The sequence below is a fragment of the Joostella sp. genome (assembly GCF_048266025.1).
Classification (GTDB): Bacteria; Bacteroidota; Bacteroidia; order Flavobacteriales; family Flavobacteriaceae; genus Galbibacter; species Galbibacter atrarenae.
This window is the reverse complement of the sequence record NZ_JBLXAF010000001.1, coordinates 30,892-55,681: the sequence shown is the minus strand read 5'-3', so window position 1 is coordinate 55,681 and position 24,790 is coordinate 30,892. Positions and strand designations below refer to the sequence as shown.

The 24,790-nt window shown below is 33.9% G+C and carries 17 protein-coding genes; 7 read left to right on the top strand and 10 right to left on the bottom strand.

The window, feature by feature from the left end; genetic code table 11:
• Positions 1–299: 299 nt before the first annotated feature.
• The 6 genes from ACN0TY_RS00225 (at position 300) to hemN (ending at position 12,943) form a co-directional block, all read left to right on the top strand.
• Positions 300–3,437, top strand: a complete 3,138-nt coding sequence (locus ACN0TY_RS00225) for a SusC/RagA family TonB-linked outer membrane protein (protein ID WP_417442916.1) — start codon at positions 300–302, stop codon at positions 3,435–3,437.
• 11 nt (positions 3,438–3,448) lie between these two features.
• On the top strand, positions 3,449–5,122 hold the full coding sequence (locus ACN0TY_RS00220; RefSeq protein ID WP_417442915.1) for a SusD/RagB family nutrient-binding outer membrane lipoprotein: 1,674 nt from the start codon (positions 3,449–3,451) through the stop codon (positions 5,120–5,122).
• A 285-nt stretch (positions 5,123–5,407) separates the two neighbouring features.
• On the top strand, positions 5,408–7,726 hold the full coding sequence (locus ACN0TY_RS00215; protein ID WP_417442914.1) for a family 20 glycosylhydrolase: 2,319 nt from the start codon (positions 5,408–5,410) through the stop codon (positions 7,724–7,726).
• Between the two features lie 26 nt (positions 7,727–7,752).
• A complete protein-coding gene (locus ACN0TY_RS00210; RefSeq protein WP_417442913.1) occupies positions 7,753–9,999 on the top strand; it encodes a GH92 family glycosyl hydrolase in 2,247 nt (748 codons plus the stop codon).
• Between the two features lie 38 nt (positions 10,000–10,037).
• On the top strand, positions 10,038–11,498 hold the full coding sequence (locus tag ACN0TY_RS00205) for an alpha-L-fucosidase (protein ID WP_417442912.1): 1,461 nt from the start codon (positions 10,038–10,040) through the stop codon (positions 11,496–11,498).
• Between the two features lie 86 nt (positions 11,499–11,584).
• Positions 11,585–12,943, top strand: a complete 1,359-nt coding sequence (hemN, locus tag ACN0TY_RS00200; protein WP_417442911.1) for an oxygen-independent coproporphyrinogen III oxidase — start codon at positions 11,585–11,587, stop codon at positions 12,941–12,943.
• A gap of 6 nt (positions 12,944–12,949) precedes the next feature.
• On the opposite strand, the gene ACN0TY_RS00195 is transcribed toward hemN, so the two are convergent.
• The 8 genes from ACN0TY_RS00195 to ACN0TY_RS00160 all read right to left on the bottom strand — a co-directional run bounded on the left by ACN0TY_RS00195 (position 12,950) and on the right by ACN0TY_RS00160 (position 21,537).
• Positions 12,950–13,657 carry a sulfite exporter TauE/SafE family protein gene (locus tag ACN0TY_RS00195; RefSeq protein WP_417442910.1) on the bottom strand — a complete coding sequence of 236 codons (708 nt, stop codon included), beginning with the start codon at positions 13,655–13,657 and terminating at the stop codon, positions 12,950–12,952.
• A gap of 4 nt (positions 13,658–13,661) precedes the next feature.
• Entirely contained in the window at positions 13,662–14,108 is a 447-nt protein-coding gene (locus ACN0TY_RS00190; RefSeq protein WP_417442909.1) for a FixH family protein, read from the bottom strand.
• Positions 14,109–14,115: 7 nt separating this feature from the next.
• Complete coding sequence (gene ccoG, locus ACN0TY_RS00185; protein ID WP_236959357.1) at positions 14,116–15,537, bottom strand: cytochrome c oxidase accessory protein CcoG; 1,422 nt, start codon at positions 15,535–15,537, stop codon at positions 14,116–14,118.
• Between the two features lie 115 nt (positions 15,538–15,652).
• Positions 15,653–16,513, bottom strand: coding sequence for a cbb3-type cytochrome c oxidase N-terminal domain-containing protein (locus tag ACN0TY_RS00180; protein ID WP_417442908.1), 861 nt, complete (start codon positions 16,511–16,513; stop codon positions 15,653–15,655).
• A complete protein-coding gene (locus ACN0TY_RS00175; protein WP_417442907.1) occupies positions 16,510–16,701 on the bottom strand; it encodes a CcoQ/FixQ family Cbb3-type cytochrome c oxidase assembly chaperone in 192 nt (63 codons plus the stop codon). Before ACN0TY_RS00175 ends, ACN0TY_RS00180 begins: the two co-directional genes overlap by 4 nt.
• A gap of 2 nt (positions 16,702–16,703) precedes the next feature.
• Entirely contained in the window at positions 16,704–18,908 is a 2,205-nt protein-coding gene (gene ccoN, locus ACN0TY_RS00170) for a cytochrome-c oxidase, cbb3-type subunit I (RefSeq protein WP_417442906.1), read from the bottom strand.
• Between the two features lie 16 nt (positions 18,909–18,924).
• Positions 18,925–19,092, bottom strand: a complete 168-nt coding sequence (gene ccoS / locus ACN0TY_RS00165; RefSeq protein WP_236959353.1) for a cbb3-type cytochrome oxidase assembly protein CcoS — start codon at positions 19,090–19,092, stop codon at positions 18,925–18,927.
• A 72-nt stretch (positions 19,093–19,164) separates the two neighbouring features.
• Positions 19,165–21,537: a heavy metal translocating P-type ATPase gene (locus ACN0TY_RS00160; RefSeq protein ID WP_236959352.1), complete on the bottom strand. Its 2,373-nt coding sequence runs from the start codon at positions 21,535–21,537 to the stop codon at positions 19,165–19,167.
• A gap of 90 nt (positions 21,538–21,627) precedes the next feature.
• Between ACN0TY_RS00160 and ACN0TY_RS00155 the strand changes: the two genes are divergently transcribed.
• Positions 21,628–22,329, top strand: coding sequence for a Crp/Fnr family transcriptional regulator (locus ACN0TY_RS00155; RefSeq protein WP_236959351.1), 702 nt, complete (start codon positions 21,628–21,630; stop codon positions 22,327–22,329).
• Between the two features lie 2 nt (positions 22,330–22,331).
• Here ACN0TY_RS00155 and ACN0TY_RS00150 read toward each other — a convergent pair whose 3' ends face one another.
• A complete protein-coding gene (locus tag ACN0TY_RS00150; protein WP_417442905.1) occupies positions 22,332–22,799 on the bottom strand; it encodes an ankyrin repeat domain-containing protein in 468 nt (155 codons plus the stop codon).
• 71 nt (positions 22,800–22,870) lie between these two features.
• Positions 22,871–24,355, bottom strand: coding sequence for a catalase (locus tag ACN0TY_RS00145; RefSeq protein ID WP_417442904.1), 1,485 nt, complete (start codon positions 24,353–24,355; stop codon positions 22,871–22,873).
• Positions 24,356–24,790: the final 435 nt, after the last annotated feature.

The following is a 24,790-nucleotide window of genomic DNA, read 5'->3' as shown; positions in this document are numbered from 1 at the left end:
TGTTTGCGATATATTTAATTTTTTTATCAAAACTCGAGTATTTTGATATTTGTCAGTTTTTTTAAATAGATCGTTTTTTATTGTTTTTCAATTGATTGAAAAAAAGGTAAAAATAACCTTTAACATTTCTTGAAATACGAATGTATTCCTTTTCATGTTGTTTATAAGTTTTCCTACGTCGTTTAGCGAAATATTTTTACTTTTATTAAGTATTTTTTAACATTTAATAGGCTTTTTGTTAACCTTTTAAAAGTTTTCAAAAAATTAACAATCAATAAAACTAATCTAAAATTCAATTTATGCGTAAAAAACTATTACCTATTCTGGTGTTTGCGTTTCTCTTATTCAGTAGTGTATTACTGGCGCAAGAAAAGACAATTACGGGTACAATTACAGATGCCGATGACGGAATGCCTTTACCTGGGGTTACCGTTGTAGTAAAAGGAACTAATAAAGGAACTTCTACAGATTTTGACGGTAAATTTACCTTAGACAATGTTGCTCAAGATGCAATGCTACAGCTTTCAATGATTGGGTATATGTCTCAAGATGTAAGCGTATCTGGTAAAACTAATATTAGTATCGCTTTAGCTGCAGATGCTCAACAATTAGATGAGGTGGTCGTAACTTCTTTAGGATTAACAAGAGATAAGAAATCTTTAGGATATTCAGTTACGGAATTAGATGGAGAAAGTGTTTCTTTAGTAAAAGAGTCAAACGTTGCAAGTTCTTTAGCAGGAAAAGTAGCGGGGGTAGTTGTAACAAAATCTACTTCTGGTGTTGGTGGAGGAACAAGAGTTGTTATTCGTGGTAATAACTCTATAACTGGAAACAACCAGCCATTATATGTTGTGGATGGAGTTCCTATAGATAACAGTTCATTGGCAACTGCAGGAGCAGGAGAATACTCTGTTCCAGATTTAGGAAATGGAATTTCAGATATAAATCCAGATGATATCGAAAGCATGTCGATATTAAAAGGACCAAATGCCGCTGCGTTATATGGGTCTAGAGCAAGTAATGGGGTGATTATTATTACCACAAAAAGCGGTAGAAAAACAAAAGGACTTGGTGTTTCTTTTACATCTAGTGCTACTTTTGATACTCCTTTAGTGTTGCCAGAATATCAAAATGAATATGGTAGAGGGAACAATGGTAATTTCCCTCAGGTAGATGCTACCGCTGATTTAGCAACTCAAGTAAATTCAGTAACTAGTAATGGTGGATCTTGGGGACCAAGATTTGATGGTTCACAGCAACTTGAGTTTGATGGTACAATGAAGCCATATTCTGCACAACCTAATAATGTCAAAGACTTCTTTGAAACGGGTACATCAATGATAAATACATTGGCTTTAAATGCAGGATCTGAAAAGGCTACTGTGCGTTTTTCTTATACAAACTCAGACTTAGAGTCAATTTTACCTAACTCTAATGTGAAGCGTAATAACTTTAACTTAAGAGGAACAGCAAATTTATCTGATAAATTATCTCTTGATGCAAAAATCACTTATTTCATTCAAGATGCTCAAAATAGACCTTCTCAAGGTACAGAAGGTGTTGTTGCTTATGTGTATCCTTTAGCTAGAAATATAAATATTAACGACTTAAAGAATTATCAAGACTTAGATAATCCTATAGACCCAAATAATCCATATAAAGTAATAGCTCCAACTTCATCAGGTGGAAATCCATATTGGATGTTGGAAAACGATTACAATGGAGATAAAAGAACACGTGTTACTGGTTTTGCAAAATTAGAATATCAATTTACTGATTGGCTTTCTGTATTTGCAAGAGTAGGTACAGATGCAATTCAGCAAGACACAGAAGCTTATGAGGCTACAGGTCATCATTTCTTTCCTGATGGTAGAATTCGTTTCGGAAAAAATGATAGAACAGAAACAAACTACGATTTCTTATTTATGTTCAATAAGGACGTGGGAAGCAACTTTAATGTATCTGCTAATGCTGGAGGGAATATGAGACATTCTACTTTTATATCCTCAACCACTAATGGGTTTGATTTTAAGATTCCAGGGAAATATTTCTTAGATAATACTGATGGATCTCAGTTATTGGCAACACAGTCAGATTTAATAGAAAAAAGAGTAAATTCTATATATGGATCAGCTTCTTTCTCGTATAATGATATGGTATATGTGGATCTTACAGCTAGAAATGACTGGTCTTCTGCATTAGCGGAAGAAAATAGATCTTATTTTTATAGTTCTGCAAGTGTGAGTGTTCTTTTGAATGAGATCTTCAATATGCAAGAATCTAATATTAACTTATTAAAACTTAAAGCAAGTACAGCAAGTGTAGGTAATGATACCGATCCTCAGCAGATAGTGAACTTGTTTTCGGTAGCATCAAATGGTTACTTAGGAAACACACAAATTAATAGACCAAATATTAGATTTAGTGAAAGTCTTCAGCCAGAAGATGTTAATTCTACAGAATTTGGTTTTGAGTTCAAAGCTTTTAATAATAGATTGTATGCTGACTTTGCATATTATGATATTAGTAGTAAGAACTTAATTTTCGACGTTCCTGTAGATCCAGGTACAGGATACGATTTCTTCAGAGAAAATGTTGGGGAAATAACAAATAAAGGTTTTGAGTTTTTAATAGGAGGAACTCCAATAAGTAACCAGAATTTTGGTTGGGATGTTTCTGTTAATATGGCTAAAAATAAAAACACTCTTGAAAGCTTAATTGACGGACAAGAAAACTTTACTTTCAGTTCAAGTAACGGAGGTATTGTAGATGTTAGAGCTCAAGTTGGCGAAGGTTATGGAGATATCTATACTACAGATTGGCTACGTAATGATGCAGGAGATTTAATATTAACTGCTGAAGGGAGACCTCAAGCTACTTCAGAACGTGTTAAGACAGGAAATTATCAACCAGATTTCTCTGGAGGTTTTACAAATACTTTCAGAATAAAAGATTTCACATTAAATGCTTTAGTAGACTTTAGAGTAGGTGGAGAAGTATTCTCATACACAGACTCTCAATTGGATGCTACTGGTGTTTCAGAGAGATCTCTTGAATATCGTGACGGTGGTGTAATAGTAGAAGGAGTTGTGGATGATGGTAATGGTAATTATACTCCAAATACAGAGCTTATTACGGCTCAAGAATACTGGGGGTCTGTAAGTGGAATTGGTTCAGAATATGTGTTCTCTCAAACAAATGTACGTTTAAGAGAGTTGAGCTTAACTTATAATTTGCCTTCTAAGTTTTTAGATAATACATTTTTAAATGGATTGTCTTTAAGTGCTGTGGGAAGAAATCTATTCTTTATCTATAAAGAAGCAGATAATTTTGATCCAGAATCGAGCTACTCTACTTCTAACCTTGGACAAGGAGTATTATTTTATGCGCTTCCAACAACGAGAAGTATTGGGCTTAGTTTGAACGTTAAATTTTAAAAATGTACACAATGAAAAAATTCAAATATATAACAGGTTTTTTGTGCCTCCTAATAGGAATCTCTTGTACAAAAGATTTTGACGAAATAAACACCAATAATCAAGGTTTTTCATCCGATGAGGTGAGTGCGAAATACTTTTTAACGAGTGCCCAAGTTGGACTTTATGCTCCTGGGCGTTTTGAGTATTGGAGAGCTCATTTAATCCATACGGATAGATTTGCGGGTCATTTTACTTTTGGGATGAATCAAAGTTGGTGGTCAGATGGACTTTCTTATACGTACAATGCCGGATATACAGATGCTGCATACGATTGGCTAGCTGGATATTTTGGTAACATAAAATCGTTTAGCGATTTAACAGCTCCAGGGGGAGAGTTTGAAAACGAGTATATGTATGCAATGTCCTTAATAATGAAGGGACTATATTATCAAATGTACACAGATACTTTTGGAATGGTTCCTTTTACTGAAGCTGGTGTTGATGGAATTTTAACTCCTAAATATGACACCCAAATGGATATTTATAAAGGTGTAATAGCAGACCTTGATAGAGCTATGAGTATTATTGGAGATGAAGAGAGAACAGGTTTAGGGATTGACGATGCAGGAGAAAACGATGTGTATTGCGGAGGAGATTTACAACAATGGAAGAAACTTGCAAATACATTAAAATTAAGACTGGGAACTCGTGCTTTAGGAGCTCCAGGGGAAAATTTTGCATCGAAAGCAATCACAGAGGCAATGTCGCAACCTCTTTTAGATGATGCAAGTGGTAGTGTGACAATGAAGAAAGACTTTGTTATTAGCGAATGGACTTCTTCTTCTTATGGAGATGTATGGAATGATTTTGGAGCTGGTTCAGATTGGACCGTTAGTCAGGTTTTAATTAATTTATTACAAGACAATAATGATCCAAGATTAGCTATATATGCAAATCCTGCAAAAGGAGGGACATTTAATTTTGAAGATGGAGGAGATGATGAAGACTTCATGGAAAGAGTAGACTTTATGGAAGCTGCTCTTGTTTCTGCAGGGGCCGATTATACAAGAACAGATAATGGAAGTACCGTTATATTAGAAGTTCCTTCTGGGCAATATATAGGACAGCCAGTTCGTATGAACGGTTTGACAATGCCATATGTTCGTTATGATCTTTTCAGTACACCATCCGATGCTATTATCCAACCTAGAGGTAAAGAGGCTGATGGATATCCAGAGATAATTATTAGCAGTGCAGATTCATATTTCTTACAGGCAGAAGCTGCGGTTAATGGAGTAGGTTCTGGAGATGCACAAGCTTTATTAGCTTCAGGAATAAAGGAAGCAATGAAGTTGTGGGGTATAGGTGAGGGAGACGCTGATACATATATTGCATCAAGCGCTATTGCAGATATCTCTACAGGAACTACAGAAGAAAAGTTAGAAAAAATAGCTTTACAACGTTGGATAGCAAGCTATACAGATGGTTTCGAAGCATGGGCTGTGGTAAGAAAAACAGGTTATCCAAAAGAACTTGCAGCTGGAGTTTCTAATCAGACTATTTATGAATTAGGTACTTTAAATGGAGCTTATCCACAACGTCTTCGTTATGGGACTGGAGCACAAGCTAATCCGAACTTTAATGCAGCCATTAGCACTCAGGGGCCTGATGTTCAGGGAACAAAGCTATGGTGGGCAAAATAATAATTGTTAATTAATTTCACCCTCAAAACTCTTCAAGAAGGTCGTCTAGCACATAGGCGGCCTTTTTTGTTTCCGTTTTTTCTACCTCTTGATAAAGAATAATAACAAAAGAAAAGAGAAGAGTTATTGCTTCTAAATCTTTTTATTATCAAATACTTTCTTCTTATATTGCTTTGATAATTATTTTAATAACATATATCAGGAGTAATTTAGTAAAACGAATTAGTACCCCGTATATACTGTTATATAGAAACATAGCTTACTTAAATCAACAAACAATAACCAATGAAATATTTTTACTTAGCAAGTCTGCTTTTTTTATTTTTTAGTTGCAATAAAACTAGTAAAACTTCCTTTATTAAAGAAGACGTCAAAATAATTCCTAAGCCTAAAAATATGGTGTTAGGAGATGGAGCTTTTAGCTTCAATAGTAATACCAAACTAGTTGTGAATAATGATGTTCAAATTATTGCATCAGAGATTTTATCAGAAAAATTTAAAAATGCTGCTAATTTAAAATTGGATATCGTTAATGAGGCCCCAAGTGCAAATTATATAGTTTTTAAGGAAAATGATTCTTTGAATAAGGAGGCTTATAAGCTAAAGGTTTCTGAAAACAATATAGTTGTTGAGTCAAATGGTCTTAACGGTGCAATATATGCTATACAATCAATTCTTCAATTACTTCCAAATGAGATAGAGAGCACTAGTTTTGTTCAAGATATTAATTGGATTATTCCTGCTGTAACTATTGATGATGAACCTCAATATAAATGGAGAGGACTTATGCTGGATGTTGCGAGACATTTTTTTGAGAAGGAATATATAATGAAGACAATTGACAGATTGGCTTTCTTAAAAATGAATACGTTACATTTTCATTTAGTAGATGATCAAGGTTGGAGAATAGAGATAAAAGAATATCCTAAGTTAACAGAAGTTGGTGCTTTTAGAGTAGATCAGGAGGATTTGCATTGGCAAACTAGAAAGAAGAATGAGCTAGGAGAAGAGACAACTTATGGTGGTTTTTACACACAAGAAGATATTAAAGAAATCGTAGCTTATGCAGAAAAGAAGGGGATTACTGTTGTTCCAGAAATAGAAATGCCAGCCCATGTTATGAGTGCTATTGCATCGTATCCTGAGCTTGCTTGTTTTGATCAAAAAATCATGGTTCCTTCTGGTGGAGTATGGCCTATTACAGACATTTATTGCGCAGGTAAAGAATCCACTTTTACATTTATTGAGAATGTTTTAGATGAAGTTATAACATTGTTTCCGTCTCAATATATCCATGTTGGAGGAGATGAAGCAACAAAAACAAACTGGGAAAAGTGTCCACATTGTCAAAAGAGAATGAAGGAAGAAGGTTTAAAAGATGTAGAGGAGTTACAAAGTTACTTTATGAAGCGTATTGAAAAATACGTTAGCGGTAAGGGAAGAAAAATGATAGGATGGGATGAAATCCTCCAAGGAGGAATAGCAGAGGGAGCAGCTGTAATGAGTTGGAGAGGAACTAAAGGCGGTGTTAAAGCTTCTTCTCAGGGACATGATGTGGTAATGACTCCCGTTTCTCATTGTTATTTTGATTATTATCAAGGCCCTCCAGGGGAAGAGCCTTTAGCATGGGGAGGTTATACACCTTTAAGTCAAGTATATGAATTCTCTCCAGTTACAGAAGAAATGACTTCAGCACAAAAACAACATATTCTTGGAGGACAAGCGAACTTATTCTCAGAATATATTCCAACAACAGACCAATCGGAGTATATGATATTTCCACGCTTAACGGCTTTATCGGAAGTATTGTGGACTCCTAAAAAAGATCAGAGTTGGGAAGATTTTTCAGAGCGTGTTCAGTATTTATTCAACCGATTGGAAGTTATGAATATTAATTATGCTGAAAGTGCCTACACAATTAGATCTACAGCAAGTATTGATAGTCTAGATAAATCAATTAACGTTGAGTTGCAAGATGAATTTTTAAATTCAGATATAAGATATATTACTGAGAATGGAAACCTTGAAAGCGATGCCATTCCTTATACAAAACCGATTAAAGTCAGTAATACATCTACAATTAAAGCAGCTCGTTTTGAAGATGAAAAACCAATTGGTAGAGTTTTTGAAAAGAAATTTATATTCCATAAATCAGTAGGTAAAAACATTATATATAATATTAACTACCACGATAGTTATCAGGGAGCAGGAGATCCAACATTAGTTAATGTACTTAGAGGTTCAGAGAATTTCCGCGACGGACAATGGTTGGGTTGGCTTGGAGATAATATGGATATTGTTATAGACCTTGGAGAAAAAACAACAGTTGATAATGTTGGAGTAGGAACTTTAGAAAAGCAGGGATCTGGGATTTATTTTCCGAAGAAAATTTCAGTTTTTACTTCTGATGATAATGAGAATTTCAAATTGATAAAAACGATTGATCGTCCATTTAAAGAAAATAAGGAAGGAGAGTTAAAAACGTTTGAACTAGAATTAGGAGGTGTAAATACACGTTATTTAAAAGTGATAGCTGAAAACCTTGGAAAAGCTCCGAATGGAGGTGGAACTTGGCTTTTTGTTGATGAAATTGTAGTAGAATAGTCTACTGGCTAAAAAAGTATTAAAAAATGAAAAAAAACTTTTTATTAGGGAGTTTGTTATTTGTAAGCATAGCAATGTTTTCTCAAAATAATGAGGTAACAAAATATGTGAACCCTTTTATAGGAACGTCGAACTATGGAACGACTAACCCTGGGCCCATAGCTGTAAGAGGAATGGTTAGTGTTTCTCCTTTTAATGTTGCAGGGAAAGAGAACTTACCAATGGAGAAAGATAGTCGATGGTTTTCTACTCCTTATGTAAAAGAAAATAAGTTTTTAACAGGTTTTAGTCATGTAAATATCAGTGGGGTAGGTTGTCCAGATTTAGGTGTTATTCTTGCAATGCCGACTACAGGAAAATTAAATGTAGATTATGAAGAATATGGGAGTACTTACTCTGATGAGGTTGCTACAGTGGGATATTATTCTAACACTTTAGATAAATATAATGTAAAAGTAGAAGCTACTGCATCCACAAGAGTTGGAGTAAGTAAATATGCTTTTCCAAAGGGAGATGCTAACATCCTTATAAATTTGGGATTAGGACTTACAAATGAGCAGGGAGCCCAGGTAAAAGTAGTCTCTCCAACAGAAATTGAAGGGATCCGTTCTGTCGGATCTTTTTGTTATTATAAAGCTGAGGAGGCATATCCTGTTTATTTTGTAGCGCGTTTTTCTAAGCCTGCAAAAAACTTTGGGGTTTGGAAGAAGCCAGCTAAATATAGTGGGGTAGAAGCGCAATGGATGGAGTATAATGGAAAGGCAAGAATAAAAGAAAACTATACCAAAGAAGTTGTAGGAGATAGTATAGGTGCTTACATGAATTATTATTTTGAAGAGCCTACTACTGTAGAAATGAAAATAGGAATTTCTTATGTAAGTATTGAAAATGCAAGAAACAATTTAGAAAAGGAGACTTCGGATAAAACTTTTGATCAACTTCTAATTGAAGCTAAAAAGGAATGGAATGAAAACTTATCTAAAGTAGAGGTAAAAGGAGGTACAGAAGAGGATAAATCAATTTTTTATACAGCGCTTTATCATACATTAATTCATCCGAGCACTCTTAGTGATTACAATGGAGATTATCCAAAAATGAAAACTAGAGAGACACTGAATACAAAAGGAACCCGTTACACTGTTTTTTCTCTATGGGATACATATAGAAACTTACATCAATTAATGACTTTGGTATATCCAGAGCAGCAAGTGGATATGGTAAATAGCATGTTGCAAGTTTATGATGAAAGTGGATGGTTGCCAAAGTGGGAATTAAATGCTACTGAAACAACTACTATGGTTGGAGATCCAGCGGGAATTGTAATTGCCGATACTTACTTAAAGGGAATTACCAATTTTGATGTTAAAAAAGCGTATCAAGCAATGAAAAAGAGCGCGGATCAGTTAGAGGATAATCCGTTGCGTCCTGGTATAAAAGATTATATAACAAAAGGATATTTAACTACTAAAACTACAAATAGCGGATCTGTTTCTACAACTCAAGAGTATAATATGGCCGACTTTGCTATTGCACAATTAGCAAAAGAGTTGGATGAAAATGATGATTATAAACGTTTTTCTAAGCGTTCGATATCTTATAGAGCACTCTTTGATGATACTTATAATTTGCTAAGACCTCGAAATGATGATAGCTCTTGGCTTACACCTTACAATCCGTTGAAAGGAGCAAATTTCGAGAAGAATCTAGGTTTTATTGAGGGAAATGCATGGCAATATACATTCATGCTTTCTCATGATGTAGAAGGCTTGGTAAAAATGATGGGTGGTGAAACTGTATTTGTAGATCAACTTCAGAAAGTATTTGATGATGATCATTATGATATGGCAAACGAGCCAGATATTGTATATCCGTATTTGTTCAATTTTGTACAAGGTGAAGAATGGCGAACGCAAGAACATGTTACTTCTCTTTTAGACACCTATTATAAAAATGCTCCAGATGGACTTCCGGGAAATGACGATACTGGAACTATGTCGGCTTGGGCAGTATTTTCAATGATGGGAATATATCCTGTTGTTCCAGCAAAACCTATTTATGCAATTACAACACCTAGATTCGATGAGGTTAAAATTCATTTAAATAATGATTTTTATGGAAATAAAGATTTGATTATCAAATCAAATCAAAGCGATGCTAATAAATATATAGATGTAATCGAAGTAGATGGGAAGTCACTAAAGAATAATTTTATTACACATAAAGACTTAATCAATGCTTCTGAAATTAATATCAAGCTTAAAGAGCATAAATAACCAATAATTAACTTAATAACCGACCAAACCATTTTAAAATGAAGAATATTACGTTACTTTTTTCACTGTTTATCTATACAAATTTAGTCATTGGACAGGCTGTTTATGAAGATGAACGGTACGTTCCAGAAACAGATCCTTTAGTGCTTGAAAAGCTAGAGCAATGGCAAGGATTGAAGTTTGGACTACTAATGCATTGGGGAGCATATAGCCAATGGGGAGTTGTGGAATCTTGGTCTTTATGCCCTGAAGAATATGGTTGGTGCGCTCGGAAAAAAGGGAGTAACCCAGATGACTACTTTGCTTACAAAAAGGAATATGAAGCTTTGGGAAAATCTTTTAATCCTATAAAGTTTAATCCTGAAAAATGGGCGAGCGCAGCTAAAGATGCAGGAATGAAATATGTTGTGTTTACTACAAAGCATCACGACGGATATAATATGTTTGATACGCAGTATTCAGATTATAAAATCACAAATACGGAAACCCCATTTTCAAAACAAGATAATGCAGATGTAACAAAGGCTATTTTTAATGCTTTTAGGGATAATGGAATGTGGGCTGGGGCATATTTTTCTAAACCAGATTGGCATATGGATTCTTATTGGGATCCGTATTTCCCTCCAAAGGATAGAAACGTAAATTACGATCCAGAAGCATATCCAGAAAAGTGGAAGAAGTATGTTGATTTTACCCATAATCAGATTTTAGAATTGATGACTAATTATGGGGATATTGATATCCTTTGGTTAGACGGGGGTTGGGTTGCTAAAAAACCGACTCAAGATATCGTAGATTGGTATGGTCGTTCTGTGAAGGAAAGCGCTACAGGCTATATGAAAACTAGGAATATCAATCAAGATATAGAAATGGATAAGCTTGTAGAAAAAGCAAGAGAGAAACAACCAGGACTTATTGTTGTAGATCGTGCTGTTCATGGAAAAAACCAGAACTACTTAACTCCAGAAAATAGAATTCCAGAAAAAGCATTGCCGTATCCTTGGGAGTCGTGTATTATAGCTGGAGGTGGCTGGTCATACTCTTTTAATGCTAAATATATGTCTGGACGAAAAGCTGTACATACACTTGCAGATATAGTTTCTAAGGGAGGTAATTTACTACTTAACATTGCTCCTAGTCCTGAAGGAGAATGGGATAAAGGAGCCTATAAGCTGTTATCAGAAATTGGAGATTGGATGGGTGTAAATTCAGAAGCTATCTATGAAACTAACGCTGTAGCTCCATATAAATTTGATAATGTTTGTATCACTGAAAAGAAAGATGGAACTACCTATTTAATTTACCTGATGGAAGAAGGAGCAGAAGTCTCTTCAGAAATAAATGTGCCTTTTTCTCTTGATAAGAGTACTGCGCATGTTCTAGGTAAAGATGAAACTTTAGAAATAAAGGTAAATAAGGATAATACTTCAACAATAAAAATATCAAAGAGTTTAAGATCAGAACTGAAAAATGAAATAGCATGGGTTATTAAAATATAACTTTTTTTGTAAGCAATGATTAGCTGATAATTATCATTTTTTGTAATTTACTATTGGAGTAATTTTGCTCGATAAATTGTGATGATATGTCTAGTTCTTTAGTTCAAAAGTATAACGTTCCCGGCCCTCGATATACAAGTTACCCAACTGTACCTTTTTGGGATGAATCAACCTTTTCTGTAGGGGGTTGGGAGTCATCGTTGCATAAATCTTTTGATGAGAATAACGGGGAATTAAGTCTTTATATTCACTTGCCTTATTGTGAGAGCTTATGTACGTTTTGTGGTTGCCACAAGCGCATTACTAAGAGACATGAAGTAGAATCGCCATATATAGATACCGTTTTATCAGAATGGAAACTTTATTGTGATTTGTTTGATGGTACTCCTAAGATTAAGGAAATCCATCTTGGAGGTGGAACGCCTACATTCTTTTCTCCTGAAAACCTTAAGAAGTTAATAGATGGTATTTTTAAGCTAGCTGAACATGCAGATGATTATGAGTTTAGTTTTGAAGGACATCCTAATAATACTACAAAAGAACATCTTCAAACTTTATATGATTTAGGTTTTAGAAGAGTTAGCTATGGAGTTCAAGATTACAATCCTACCATTCAGAAAGCAATACATAGAATTCAACCTTTTGAAAATGTAAAACGTGCTACAGATCAGGCAAGAGAGATAGGATATACTTCGATAAGTCATGATCTTATTTTTGGATTGCCTTTCCAAAAAATGGAGCATGTGGTAGATTCTATCAATAAGACTTTACTGCTTATGCCAGAACGGATTGCTTTTTATAGCTATGCACATGTACCTTGGATAAAAGGAAACGGACAAAGAGGCTTTGATGAAAATGATATCCCTAAAGGAGATGAAAAAAGAGCTTTGTATGAAACTGGAAAGAAACTCTTAGAGGAGTTGAATTATATAGAAATCGGAATGGATCACTTTGCATTAGAGAGTGACTCCCTTTCTGTTGCTTTGAAAAATAATGAACTCCATAGAAATTTTATGGGGTATACTACCCAGAAAACTAATTTAATGATTGGTTTGGGAGCGTCTAGTATAAGTGATAGTTGGTATGCTTTTGCTCAAAATGCCAAAGGGATCGATGAGTATACGAAACTGGTTAATGCTGGAACAATACCAGTTTATAGAGGACATTTATTAAACAGTCAGGACTTAATAATTCGTAAGCATATCTTAAACCTTATGTGTAATTTGCGTACTTCATGGGAAGAAAGTTCTAATTATTTTGAAGAGCTTCCAAAAGTATTGTCTTCATTAAAAGAGTTTGCTAACGACGGACTTATTGAGTTTAAAGAAAATGAACTTGTTATAGTTGAAGAAGGAAGGCCATTTGTAAGAAATATATGCATGGCTTTTGATATGTATTTGTTGAAGAAAAAACCTGATACGCAACTTTTCTCAATGACTGTATAAGATCTTTTAAGGAACTATACAGTTTGGAGTTGGCTTCACCATAAGTTGAAGGTCCGAAGGGGAAACATATGGAATTCCTAATCCCATTCCTCTCATAATAAATAGCGCACCGATAATAATAACAAAAACAGGAATAGCTTTTGTTATTTTTTTTCTTGCTGAAACAGAAAGGAAGTTCCCTAAATATACTGCTGTTGTCATAAGCGGAATTGTTCCAATTCCAAAAAACACCATATATAACGAACTTTGGTATGGGTTCCCAACAGCAATAGCTGCAAATAAAGCCATGTAAACCATACCGCATGGTAGGAAACCATTTAAAAAACCTATAGAAAACAAGGCTGATGTTTTTTTCTTTTTAAGCTGTTTCCCTAATGCAGATTGTGCTTTAGAAACCCAAAGCATTACGGTTTTAGAAATGAAGTTAGATTTAGTTTTTCGTAAAGGAATTAATGCTGTAAGTATAATAAGAACTCCAATTATTATAGAAAGGCGTTGCTGTAAACCACTAACAAAAAGTCCTTTGCCTAACCATCCAAAGATAAACCCTATTAAAGAATAAGTTAATATCCTTCCAAAGTGATAAATAAAAATTTGGAATACTTTCTTAGTCTGGTTTTTATGATCTAACGGCAATAAAAAGGCAATAGGGCCACACATGCCAATGCAGTGAAAGCTTCCTAATAAACCTAATATAAATGCAGAAAGTAACATGGTCTTATAAACTTAATTCTTTTTTGTAGTAATAGTTTTCGTCATTGTATGTCCAATTTACTTCTATATTCCATCTTCCTCCAGGGAGTTTTGATTGCGGAATTAGGAAAGTAGAATTACTAACTTTTATCGAGCTTTTAAAATCTAATACATCATTTGAAGGGCGATACAAGAAAACCTCTCCAGTGATATCTTGAGCATCCATTTCTGATGGAAATGTCACTAAAACACCTTCCGAAGTTTTTTCTGCTTTAAGCTGATATCCTTTCTCTTTTGCTTTTTGAGCATTATCGATTTTACTCTGATATTCTAACTCTTTTTTATAGTAGTCTTTAGATACTAAATGGTGGTCGTACGCATCTTCAGTATTCATTCTAATAACTAAATATAGAATGAAACTTATAAATAATATAAAAGCAACGACAATACCTGTTCCCCAATTGAATTTCATAATTTTTTTATTTTCTATAACTTCTTGGTCCCATAAATGTAGTAGTGGTTGTTTCTATAAGCGTGTCATCACTAAATACACCTATTTTAATAGTAGTTTTATCCTTGTCAAGAAAGGCTTTGTCAATCTCTACAAAAAGAGTCCCTTGGTGTAATCCTTCTTTTGGAATATTAAAATTTTCTACTGATACTAATTTAACTTCCCCTTTAGGATCTAACAATTCAAAGTGAACATTATCAATTTCCTTAACCGTTTTATTTATCAGTTTAAATGTATAAACATTACTAATTATATGTTCTCCTTTATGCTCGTATAGCTGTCCAGGAAGACGAAGTATATTTGCTTCTACATCATTTCTTAAAAACAACATTCCTATAAGTAATCCTATTAAAATTACTAATACGGCTGCATAACCTTTTAGCCTTGGAGTGAGTTTAAAAGGAGCTTTTTTCTCAATATTATCTTCGCTAGCATATCTAATTAACCCTTTAGGAAGATTTACATTTTCCATTATGGTATTACATTCGTCGATGCAGGCAGTGCAGTTCACACACTCTAATTGCGTTCCATTCCTAATATCTATTCCGGTAGGGCAGACGTTAACGCATTGCTTACAGTCTATACAATCTCCAGCACCTATAGCATCTCTATCTTCACCTTTTCTAAACTTCTTTCTTCCATTATCTCCTTCACCTCTTTTATGGTCGTAAGCAACAATAATAGATTTGTTATCTAGTAATACTCCTTGTAACCTACCGTAAGGGCAAGCAATTATACATACTTGTTCTCTAAACCAAGCAAAAACAAAGTAGAATACAGCCGTGAAAATAAGTAAAGATATAAGCGTAGAGATATTATCTAATGGATCTTCTTTTATGTATCGTAATAATTGATCGCTACCGATGAGGTATGCAAGAAATACATTGGCGATAAGAAAAGAAATGCAGAAAAAGATAAACCATTTTAATCCTCTTTTTCTAATTTTTTCGGCATTCCACTCTTGTTTGTCCAAACGAATCTGTGCCCCTCTATCTCCATCAATCCAATACTCAATTCTTCTGAAAACCATTTCCATAAAAATAGTCTGTGGACAAATCCATCCGCAGAAGATACGACCAAAAGCTACTGTAAATAGGGCAATAAAAACCACCCCAATAATCATGGAAATAACAAATAAATAGAAATCTTGTGGCCAGAATGGGAATCCGAAAATATTAAAACGACGCTCTAAGAAATTAAATAGCAAAAACTGATTACCATTAACTTTAATAAAAGGGCCTAATAATAAAAAGGCTAAAAGGAAATAACTTACGTATTTTCGATACTTGTAAAACTTTCCTTTAGGTTTTTTTGGATATACCCATGACCTTTTACCATCTTCATTGACAGTACTAATAGAATCTCTGAAATTACCCTCAGACGCCTCCATATTTTTAGTGTTTAGAATTTTATTAAGTTGTAAGTAGTAGATTCCAACTTAATATAGGAAAAGTTTATTTAATAACACTACCTCTTGAGACTTTCAAGAGGCAGTGATTTATAATTTATTCTGTTGCAGGCTCCACCCATATATCACCTTCTGGTGCTTTAGGGTTTTCAGGGTTAGTTCCATGCAGTGTTAGTATATAACTAGCAACTTGTTGTATTTCTGATGGTTTTAAAGACTGCTTCCAGGCAATCATTCCTTTTCCACTTCGTCCTCCTTCGGAAATGGTATTAAAGATGTTTTTAATTCCACCTCCTAAAATCCAATTATCATCTGTTAAGTTAGGACCAATGGCTCCACCACCATCTGCACGGTGACAAGCAACACAGTTAACCTGAAAGATTTCTCCTCCTTTTTTAATTTCTCCATCTTCAGTTAATGCAACAACGGTTTTAGCATCAACTAAGTCCACAGCAGTTTTTTTGTATTCATCAATAGCAATCTGAGCTGCCGCTACTTCTTTTTCATATTCTACTATTTGATTATCTCCATCAAGAACGTGATACTTGAATAGGTAAATAGCAGCAAATACAATACTCGCATAAAAACCATATAGCCACCATGGTGGTAAATCATTATCAAGCTCTTTTATTCCGTCGTAATTATGGTCTAATATAATTTCTCCTTCCTCTTCAATGGACCTTGTTTTGGTCATTTTCTTAAGGAAACGTTTAGTCCATGAGTTTTCTTCAGCTTCAGCTAATTGTTCTTCATTTAATAAAGCTCTTGTAAGACTGTTCATAGAAGCCACTACAATTTCAACCGCAATTAATAATATCGCAAATAGCACTAAAAATACGGCTACTTGTGGATATTCTATAAATGCTGGTTTGTCTCCTGAATCTATAAAATATTCAGCAGCACAAAAAACAAGAGATACTATTATTATAACACGTAAGTAAGATGTAAAATTTCTCATGATGTTATGTTGGTTTTATCGTTATTGTCTAATGGGAATTGACTCACTTTATTTATATAATCCTTTTTTGCAGTTACAACCCACCAAAATAAGATTACAAAAAATATAAAAAAGATGAGTAGGGAGAAGATAGGGTATACTGCTACCCCATCTATAGACTCCATATAATTTTTAACAAACTTCATCATGATTAGTTATTTTTACTAGTTGATTCTTCTTGATCGAAATTTATCTTAATATCTGTTCCTAATCTTTGTAAGTAAGCGATTAAGGCTACAATTTCACGATCTTTCATCTCTACGAATTCTTCATTTCTAGCTGCTGCAGCTCGCTTATCTTCTTCGTATGTTGCTTTAAAATCAGGATCTTGATATAGATTTTCTTGTATAGCATTTGCTTGCTCATCCATATTTTGACGTGCATTTGCTATTTCTTCTTCTGTATATGGAACCCCAAGTTTTACCATGACTTCCATTTTTGTTTCAATATCAGAACGATCGAGCTCGTCCATAATTAACCAACGATATGATGGCATAATACTTCCTGCTGAAGTACTCTGTGGATCGTACATATGGTTAAAGTGCCAGTTGTCGTTGTATTTACCTCCAATACGGTGTAAATCTGGACCTGTACGTTTACTTCCCCAAAGAAATGGATGGTCGTAAACATATTCTCCTGCTTTAGAATACTCTCCATAACGTTCCACTTCACTTCTAAAAGGACGAATCATTTGAGAGTGGCAAGAAACACAACCTTCTCTGATATAAAGGTCTCTACCCTCTAGCTCTAAAGGAGTATATGGCGTTACACTAGATATAGTTGGGATATTAGATTTTACTAATATGGTAGGTACAATTTGTACGATACCACCAATTAATATGGCGATGGTAGCCAAAATTGTTAACTGTACTGGTTTTCTTTCTAACCAACCGTGGAAAGTCTCTCCAGAAAGTCTCTTTTTAGATACTCTTGTTAATGGAGCAGCTTCCGCTAATTCATCAGTAACATCAACTCCAATTCTTATTGTTTTAACAGCATTGTAAACTCCAATAGCAGCTCCGATAAGATACATTGTACCTCCAATAGCTCTCATTGCATACATTGGGATAATTTGAGTTACAGTTTCTAAGAAGTTACCGTAAAGTAATGTTCCATCTGGATTGAATTGATTCCACATAGAAGCTTGTGTAAACCCAGCAACATACATTGGAAGTGCGTAAAGGATAATTCCTAATGTACCTATCCAAAAATGGAAGTTGGCTAGTTTTACAGAATATAATTTTGTTTTGAACATTTTTGGAACTAGATAATAAATCATCCCAAAAGTTAAAAATCCATTCCATGCTAAAGCACCAACGTGAACGTGTGCAATAATCCAATCTGTAAAGTGACCTACAGCATTTACACTCTTAAGAGAAAGTAGTGGCCCTTCGAATGTTGCCATACCATAACCAGTAATTGCAACTACAAAGAATTTTAAAACTGGGTCAACTCTAACTTTGTCCCAAGCACCTCTTAATGTTAAGAGTCCGTTTATCATACCTCCCCAAGAAGGCATAAGTAACATAACAGAAAATGCAACCCCTAAATTTTGTGCCCATTCTGGTAAAGCTGTGTATAATAAATGGTGAGGTCCTGCCCAGATATATATAAAAATTAGGGACCAGAAATGCACAATAGATAATCTATATGAATAGATGGGTCTGTTTGCAGCTTTCGGTACAAAATAATACATAAGTCCTAAGAAAGGAGTCGTAAGGAAGAATGCAACAGCATTGTGTCCATACCACCATTGTACTAATGCATCTTGAACTCCTGCATATACAGAATAACTTTTCATTGCACTAACAGGCAGTTCTATATTATTAAAAATATGTAAAACAGCAACAGTTACAAAAGTTCCTAAGTAAAACCATATGGCAACATATAAATGGCGTTGTCTTCTTTTAAGAATAGTACCAATCATATTTACACCAAAAGCAACCCAAATAACTGCAATAGCAATATCTATAGGCCATTCTAATTCGGCATACTCTTTTGATGTAGTATATCCTAGCGGTAGTGAAATAGCGGCAGCAACAATAATAAGTTGCCATCCCCAGAAATTTAAGTTACTTAAAAAGTCACTATACATTCTGGCTTTAAGTAGCCTTTGTAGGGAGTAATATACTCCCGCAAAAATTGCATTCCCAACAAATGCAAAAATAACAGCATTTGTATGTAGAGGTCTTAACCTACCAAAACTTAACCACGAAATACCGTCGGTTAAATGTGGAAATACGAATAAAAAAGCAAGTAGTAAACCTACCAGCATCCCTACTAAGCCCCAGAACATAGTAGCATAAAGAAACTTCTTTACAATTTTGTTGTCGTAGTAAAATTGTTCCATCTCCATAGTTTGTGATTATTGTTTATTTATTTTTATTGGTTTGTTCTTTTATTTCATCTTCAAAAAGCATGCGTACAGATGGCGTGTAGCTATCATCATATTGTCCAGATCTTACGGCGCTAATAAAAGCAATGAAAAATATCAAGGCGATTAAAATACTTATCGATAATAGGATATATATTACACTCATAGCTTTTATATTCTATTGCAAAATTATAGTCATTCTTAAGCATAAAGAATGACATTTGTCATACTTACTAAATCAATTTAATTTTCTTGTGCAATAGTTAGTGCATAACGTTGTAAAAACAACTACACTAATAGAGCTTAAAGGCATCAAAATGGCTGCTACAACAGGCGATAAGTGTCCAGTAACAGCAAAGGATAAACCTATAATATTATATATAAAAGAAAGGATGAAGCTTGCCTTTATAATATTAATACCTTTTTTACATGAGCTTAAATACTTATTAATCTCAGTAATTTTTTTCGCGTCTAATATTGCGTCGCAGGCGGGGGAGAATATATTTACATTTTCAGAGATGGCAACTCCAACATTGCTTTGCTTTAAAGCTCCAGCATCATTTAGTCCGTCTCCAATCATTAATATTTTAGCACCTTCTTCTTGATGGTGTCTTATGTATATTAATTTATCTTGAGGTTGCTGATTAAATAGCAACTTTGTCTTAACAGGAAGTAATTTACATAAATTTTCTTTTTCGCTTGCATTATCTCCAGATAAAATTACTAGCGAATATTTTTTACTTAATTTATTGAATAATTTAGAGATGCCTTTTCTGTATTGATTGTAAAAGACATATTTACCTTTGTATTGATTATTTGTACTTATATGGACACTTGTTTTTAAGGCGCTCTTGGTATTGCCTTGGGTAACGAAGTTAGCAGAGCCTATTTTTATATTTTGATTCTTAATACGTGCTTCTAGGCCTTTACCAGTAGTTTCTTTGAATTCATCTAATGGAATAATATTGTTTGATTTCAATAGCTCGTATAATTGTCTGCTCAACGGGTGATTCGAGCCCCTTAAAGTGCTTTTAAGTAATATTTCTTCATCATCATTTAATGCGTCTCCCTCATAGGTTATAGCGTGTTGATTACTGGCTGTAATAGTTCCTGTTTTGTCAAAAATAACAGTGTCTATTTTTGCTAGCTTTTCAATTACATGTCCGTCTTTTAAGTAAAACCCTTTTTTTCCGAATATTCGGAGTAAGTTACCTAAAGTAAAGGGAGCAGAAAGAGCTAATGCACATGGGCATGCAATTATAAGGATGGCTGTAAATACGTATGCAGCTTTGGATGCATCTTTCCAAATCCAATAAAAGAGCGAAAGGAAGGCTATCGTTAAAATAACAATAGTAAAGTATTTACTAATTTGATCTGTTATACTTTTAAAATTAGCATGGCCTTCTTTTTTAAAAGCATCATTACTCCAAAGTTGCGTTAAGTAACTCTGAGAAACTGTTTTTAAAGCTTCAATTTCTATGACATTCTTTTTTTGCTTTCCACCAGCAAAAATTTTATCACCAGATTCTTTTTTCACAACATCAGATTCTCCAGTAACAAAACTATAATCAATAGCAGCATCGCCTTTTATAAGGATGCTGTCTACAGGAATAATCTCTTCACTTCGGATGAGTATTCTATCTCCTTTTTTTACATCTTGAACAGGGATGTTTTCTTCATTATTATCGGACTTTATAATGGTAACGCCAATAGGGAAGTAGCTTTTGTAACTTCTTTCAAAAGAGAGGAAACTATATGTTTTTTGCTGAAAAAATTTCCCAATGAGTAAAAAGAATACTAATCCGGCGAGACTGTCGAAAAAACCTTGACCAACTCCAGTAATAATTTCATAGCAACTTCTTGTGAATAAAACTGCAATTCCTAATGCAATAGGAAGGTCAATATTTAGAATTTTAGATTTAATCCCTTTATAAGCAGATATAAAATAATCTGAAGAAGCATAAAAAACTACTGGAAGAGAAAAAGCAAACATGATCCATCGGAAAAATGGTTTGTATTGTTCAAGCCAAAACTCTCCAACTTCAAAATATTCTGGGAAAGATAAAAACATAATATTCCCGAAAGCAAAACCTGCAATTCCTAATTTATAAATGATGCTTCGATCTAGAGATTCTATCTCTGTATTTTTATTTTCTAAGTTTATTTTAGGTTCATAACCGATAGAAGCTAATAGTAATACTACCTTTTTTAGGTCATATTCACTGGTTTTGTAAGTAATTCTTATAGTTTTCTTAGGGAAATTTACTTGAGAATTTTTTATATTTGAATTTAATTTATGAAGATTTTCTAGCACCCAAATGCAAGAACTACAATGTATTGTAGGAATATAGAGACTTACAATTTGTAGGTCATCATCATTAAATTCTACTAAGCTTTTAACGATTTTTTCGTTTTCAAGGAAATCGTATTTACCTTGAATTTGAGTGGGAGTCGTTCCTGGGGTCTTTTCGAGGTCGTAATAAGAAGTTAGGTTGTTTTCAGAAAAAATAGCATATACAGTCTTACAACCATTGCAACAAAATATTTTATCGTCGAAGACTAAAGAGTCTTGTTCGCAATCTAAACCACAATGAAAACATGAATCCCTCACTAAATAAAGTTTTTGCTGCGCAAATCTCTATAAATATATAAATAAAAAGTATGATATTTGTCATAACCAAATAATTTAATAAATTAAAGAATGGCACTACCGAAATTGAGTAAATGCGAGCAATGTATAGTGCGAAAATTTAGTTCTTTAAGAAGTTTAAACAAATCTGAATTAATAGGAATTTCTGATTGTAAGACTTCTGAAAGAGTTAAAAAAGGAGCTTATATTTTTAAAGAAGGAGATCATTTAAATGGAGTTTATTGTATTAAATCTGGAATATGTAAACTAACCAAGTTATCTTCAAATGGGAAAAGTCAGATTGTTAAGTTTATAAAAAGGGGAGATCTTTTAGGGCAACGTAGCATTGTAAGTGATGATGCGGTAAGTTTATCAGCAAAAGCTATTGAAGATATGGAAGTTTGTTTTATTCCTAAAGCAGAAATCCTGACTGTATTTAAAGAAAATTCAAGCTTCTCTGCCGATATTGTAAATGATATTTGTTACGATTTAAAACTTGCTAATAATCATATTGTGCAAATGGCTCAAAAACCTGTAAAGGCAAGATTTGCAAGTGCACTGCTAAGTTTAAATGATGAATTTGGTACTGGTGAAGAAGGATTTCTTAAAATCACTTTGTCACGAGAAGAATTTGCAAATATTGTAGGTACAGCAACAGAGTCCATGATTAGAATGATATCAGATTTCTCTAAGAAAGGACTAATTATTACTGATGGTAAAAAAATCAAAATAAACGATAAGGTTAAAATAGAGCAGCTGTCAAATAATCTTTAGGATTAGCTTAATAATTCGGCAATATTTTTTATCCCTTGCATTTTCGCATGATCTAAAGCTGTAAGTCCGCGCGCATCCTTCATTGTTTTATCAGCGCCATTTTTAAGTAAGAGCCTAACAATATCTTCTCTTCCAAAAGTAGCTGCAAATATTAGCGCTGTTGCATCGTTTCCGTTTGTTAGGTTTAAGCTAGCATTATTAGCAATAAGAAGCTCTGCAATAGTTATAAAACCCTTGAAGCAAACACCCATTAATGCTGTGTTTCCAGAAGCATCCTTAGCATCTATTTCAGGATTAAATTTCAAGATAATCCTTGCAATTTCATTATACCCATAATAAGTAGCCAGTAATAAAGGTGTAGATCCACGTTGATCTTTTTCCATTACTAGTGTTGGGTTTTCAGTAAGTATAGCTTCTACTGTTTCTTGTTCTTCCTTTCGGATGGCATTAAATAACTCTTCTGTTCTCATTTATTGATATCAAATAATTAAGGCGAAGTTTATATGTTATAAACTTCGCCTTCCAAAAATACAATTTTGATTTATAGTTCTTTTGGATTTTCGTTAGAATTAGGATCTTTTGTCTTTTTCATTTCATTAATAGCATTTTCAACCCCTTTTCCATATGCTGGGTCAGCGGCATAAAAATGTTTTAATTGTCTTTTCACAATCCCTTCTGAAACACCATCCATTGCTGTAGCAATATTTACAAATAGGCGGTTTTTCTGTTCATCATTAAATAAACGGAATAAATCTCCAGGCTGTTTAAAATCATCATGATCTTCATGTCCATATCTGTCAACATCACCAGAAATATTCATAGGAGGTTCTTTTACAGACGCATCTGCTACAGGACCATCAAAAGAGTTTGGCTCATAATAAGCATCTGGATTTTCGTTATTATTATCAAAGAAGCGCATCGCACCATCCTTATGATAATGGTTTACTTCAGATTTAGCTTGATTTACTGGAAGCGCTTCATAATGTGTTCCCAATCTATACCTATGGGCATCTGCATATGAGAATATACGTGCCTGTAACATTCTATCTGGAGAGAAACTTATTCCAGGAACAATATTAGAAGGAGAATATGCAGCATTTTCTACATATTGGAAATAATTGTTAGGGTTTCTATTGAGTTCTAATTCTCCGACATCTATTAATGGGTAATCACCATGTGGCCAAACTTTAGTAAGGTCAAAAGGATTATATGGTGTCTTTTCCGCATCTTTCTCTGGCATTATTTGAACTTTTAGAGACCATTTAGGGTAATTACCATCTTCAATAGTTCCAAAAAGTTCCTCTTGATATGATTCTCTTGATTTTCCTATTACTTCAGCAGCTTCAGCGTTTGTATGATGCTTATGTCCTTGTTTTGTTTTAAAATGAAATTTCACCCAAAATCTTTCACTATCATTATTCCAAAAGCTATAAGTGTGAGATCCATATCCATTCATGAATTGCGGAGCTACAGGAATACCTCTGTCGGACATTAATATAGTTACTTGGTGAAGACTTTCTGGGTGTAAAGACCAGAAGTCCCACATAGCTTCAGGTGATCGTAAATTGGTTTTAGGATGTCTTTTTTGAGTGTGTATAAAGTCTGGGAATTTATAACCGTCTCTTACAAAGAAAACGGGCGTATTATTACCAACAAGGTCCCAGTTCCCCTCTTCGGTATAGAATTTTAAAGAAAAACCTCTTACATCTCTTTCAGCATCGGCAGCACCAAGCTCTCCGGCAACAGTAGAAAAACGAGCCATGATCTCAGTTTTTTTACCTACTTCAGAAAATATTTTAGCCCGAGTGTACTTAGAGATATCATTTGTTACAGTAAAAGTTCCATGAGCACCCCAACCTTTAGCATGAACTACACGTTCTGGAATACGTTCTCTATTTTGGTGTGCTAATTTTTCTAATAACTGATAGTCTTGAATTAAAACAGGACCTCTCTTTCCAGCTGTTAAAGAATGCTCGTTAGATGGGACTGGGGATCCTGCAGAAGTAGTAAGCTTTTTCTTTGTCATAATATATGTTTTTAATTAATCTATTGCTAAGTGATTGTAAATCACATTATAAATTTACTAATTCTTTGCCTTTTTAGAGTTGTTTTTTATTGTTATATATTATTTAACGATAGTTTTTATTGATGCGTATTCCGTCAGCTACTGTTTTTAGTTATCAAAATAGGCTTTTTGTGGGTGTTTAAATTTATAATTTGTTGAAATTCAGAGTTTATATTGAAATAAACTTGAAATAAATAGATTAATCGGAAATAAAGGCGTTACTTTGCACCCAATAGCAATTAAGAATATTACAAATTTGGTATTTTTTATCCTTCCGAGAATTTATTATCCCACTTTTACTAGATAGACTTTTTGCCACAGGGGCATGATTCCTTGTTGAAGCGCTATAATCAGTTTTTAATTGATTTAGTGTAATCCAGTCATTTGTGTGCCGAT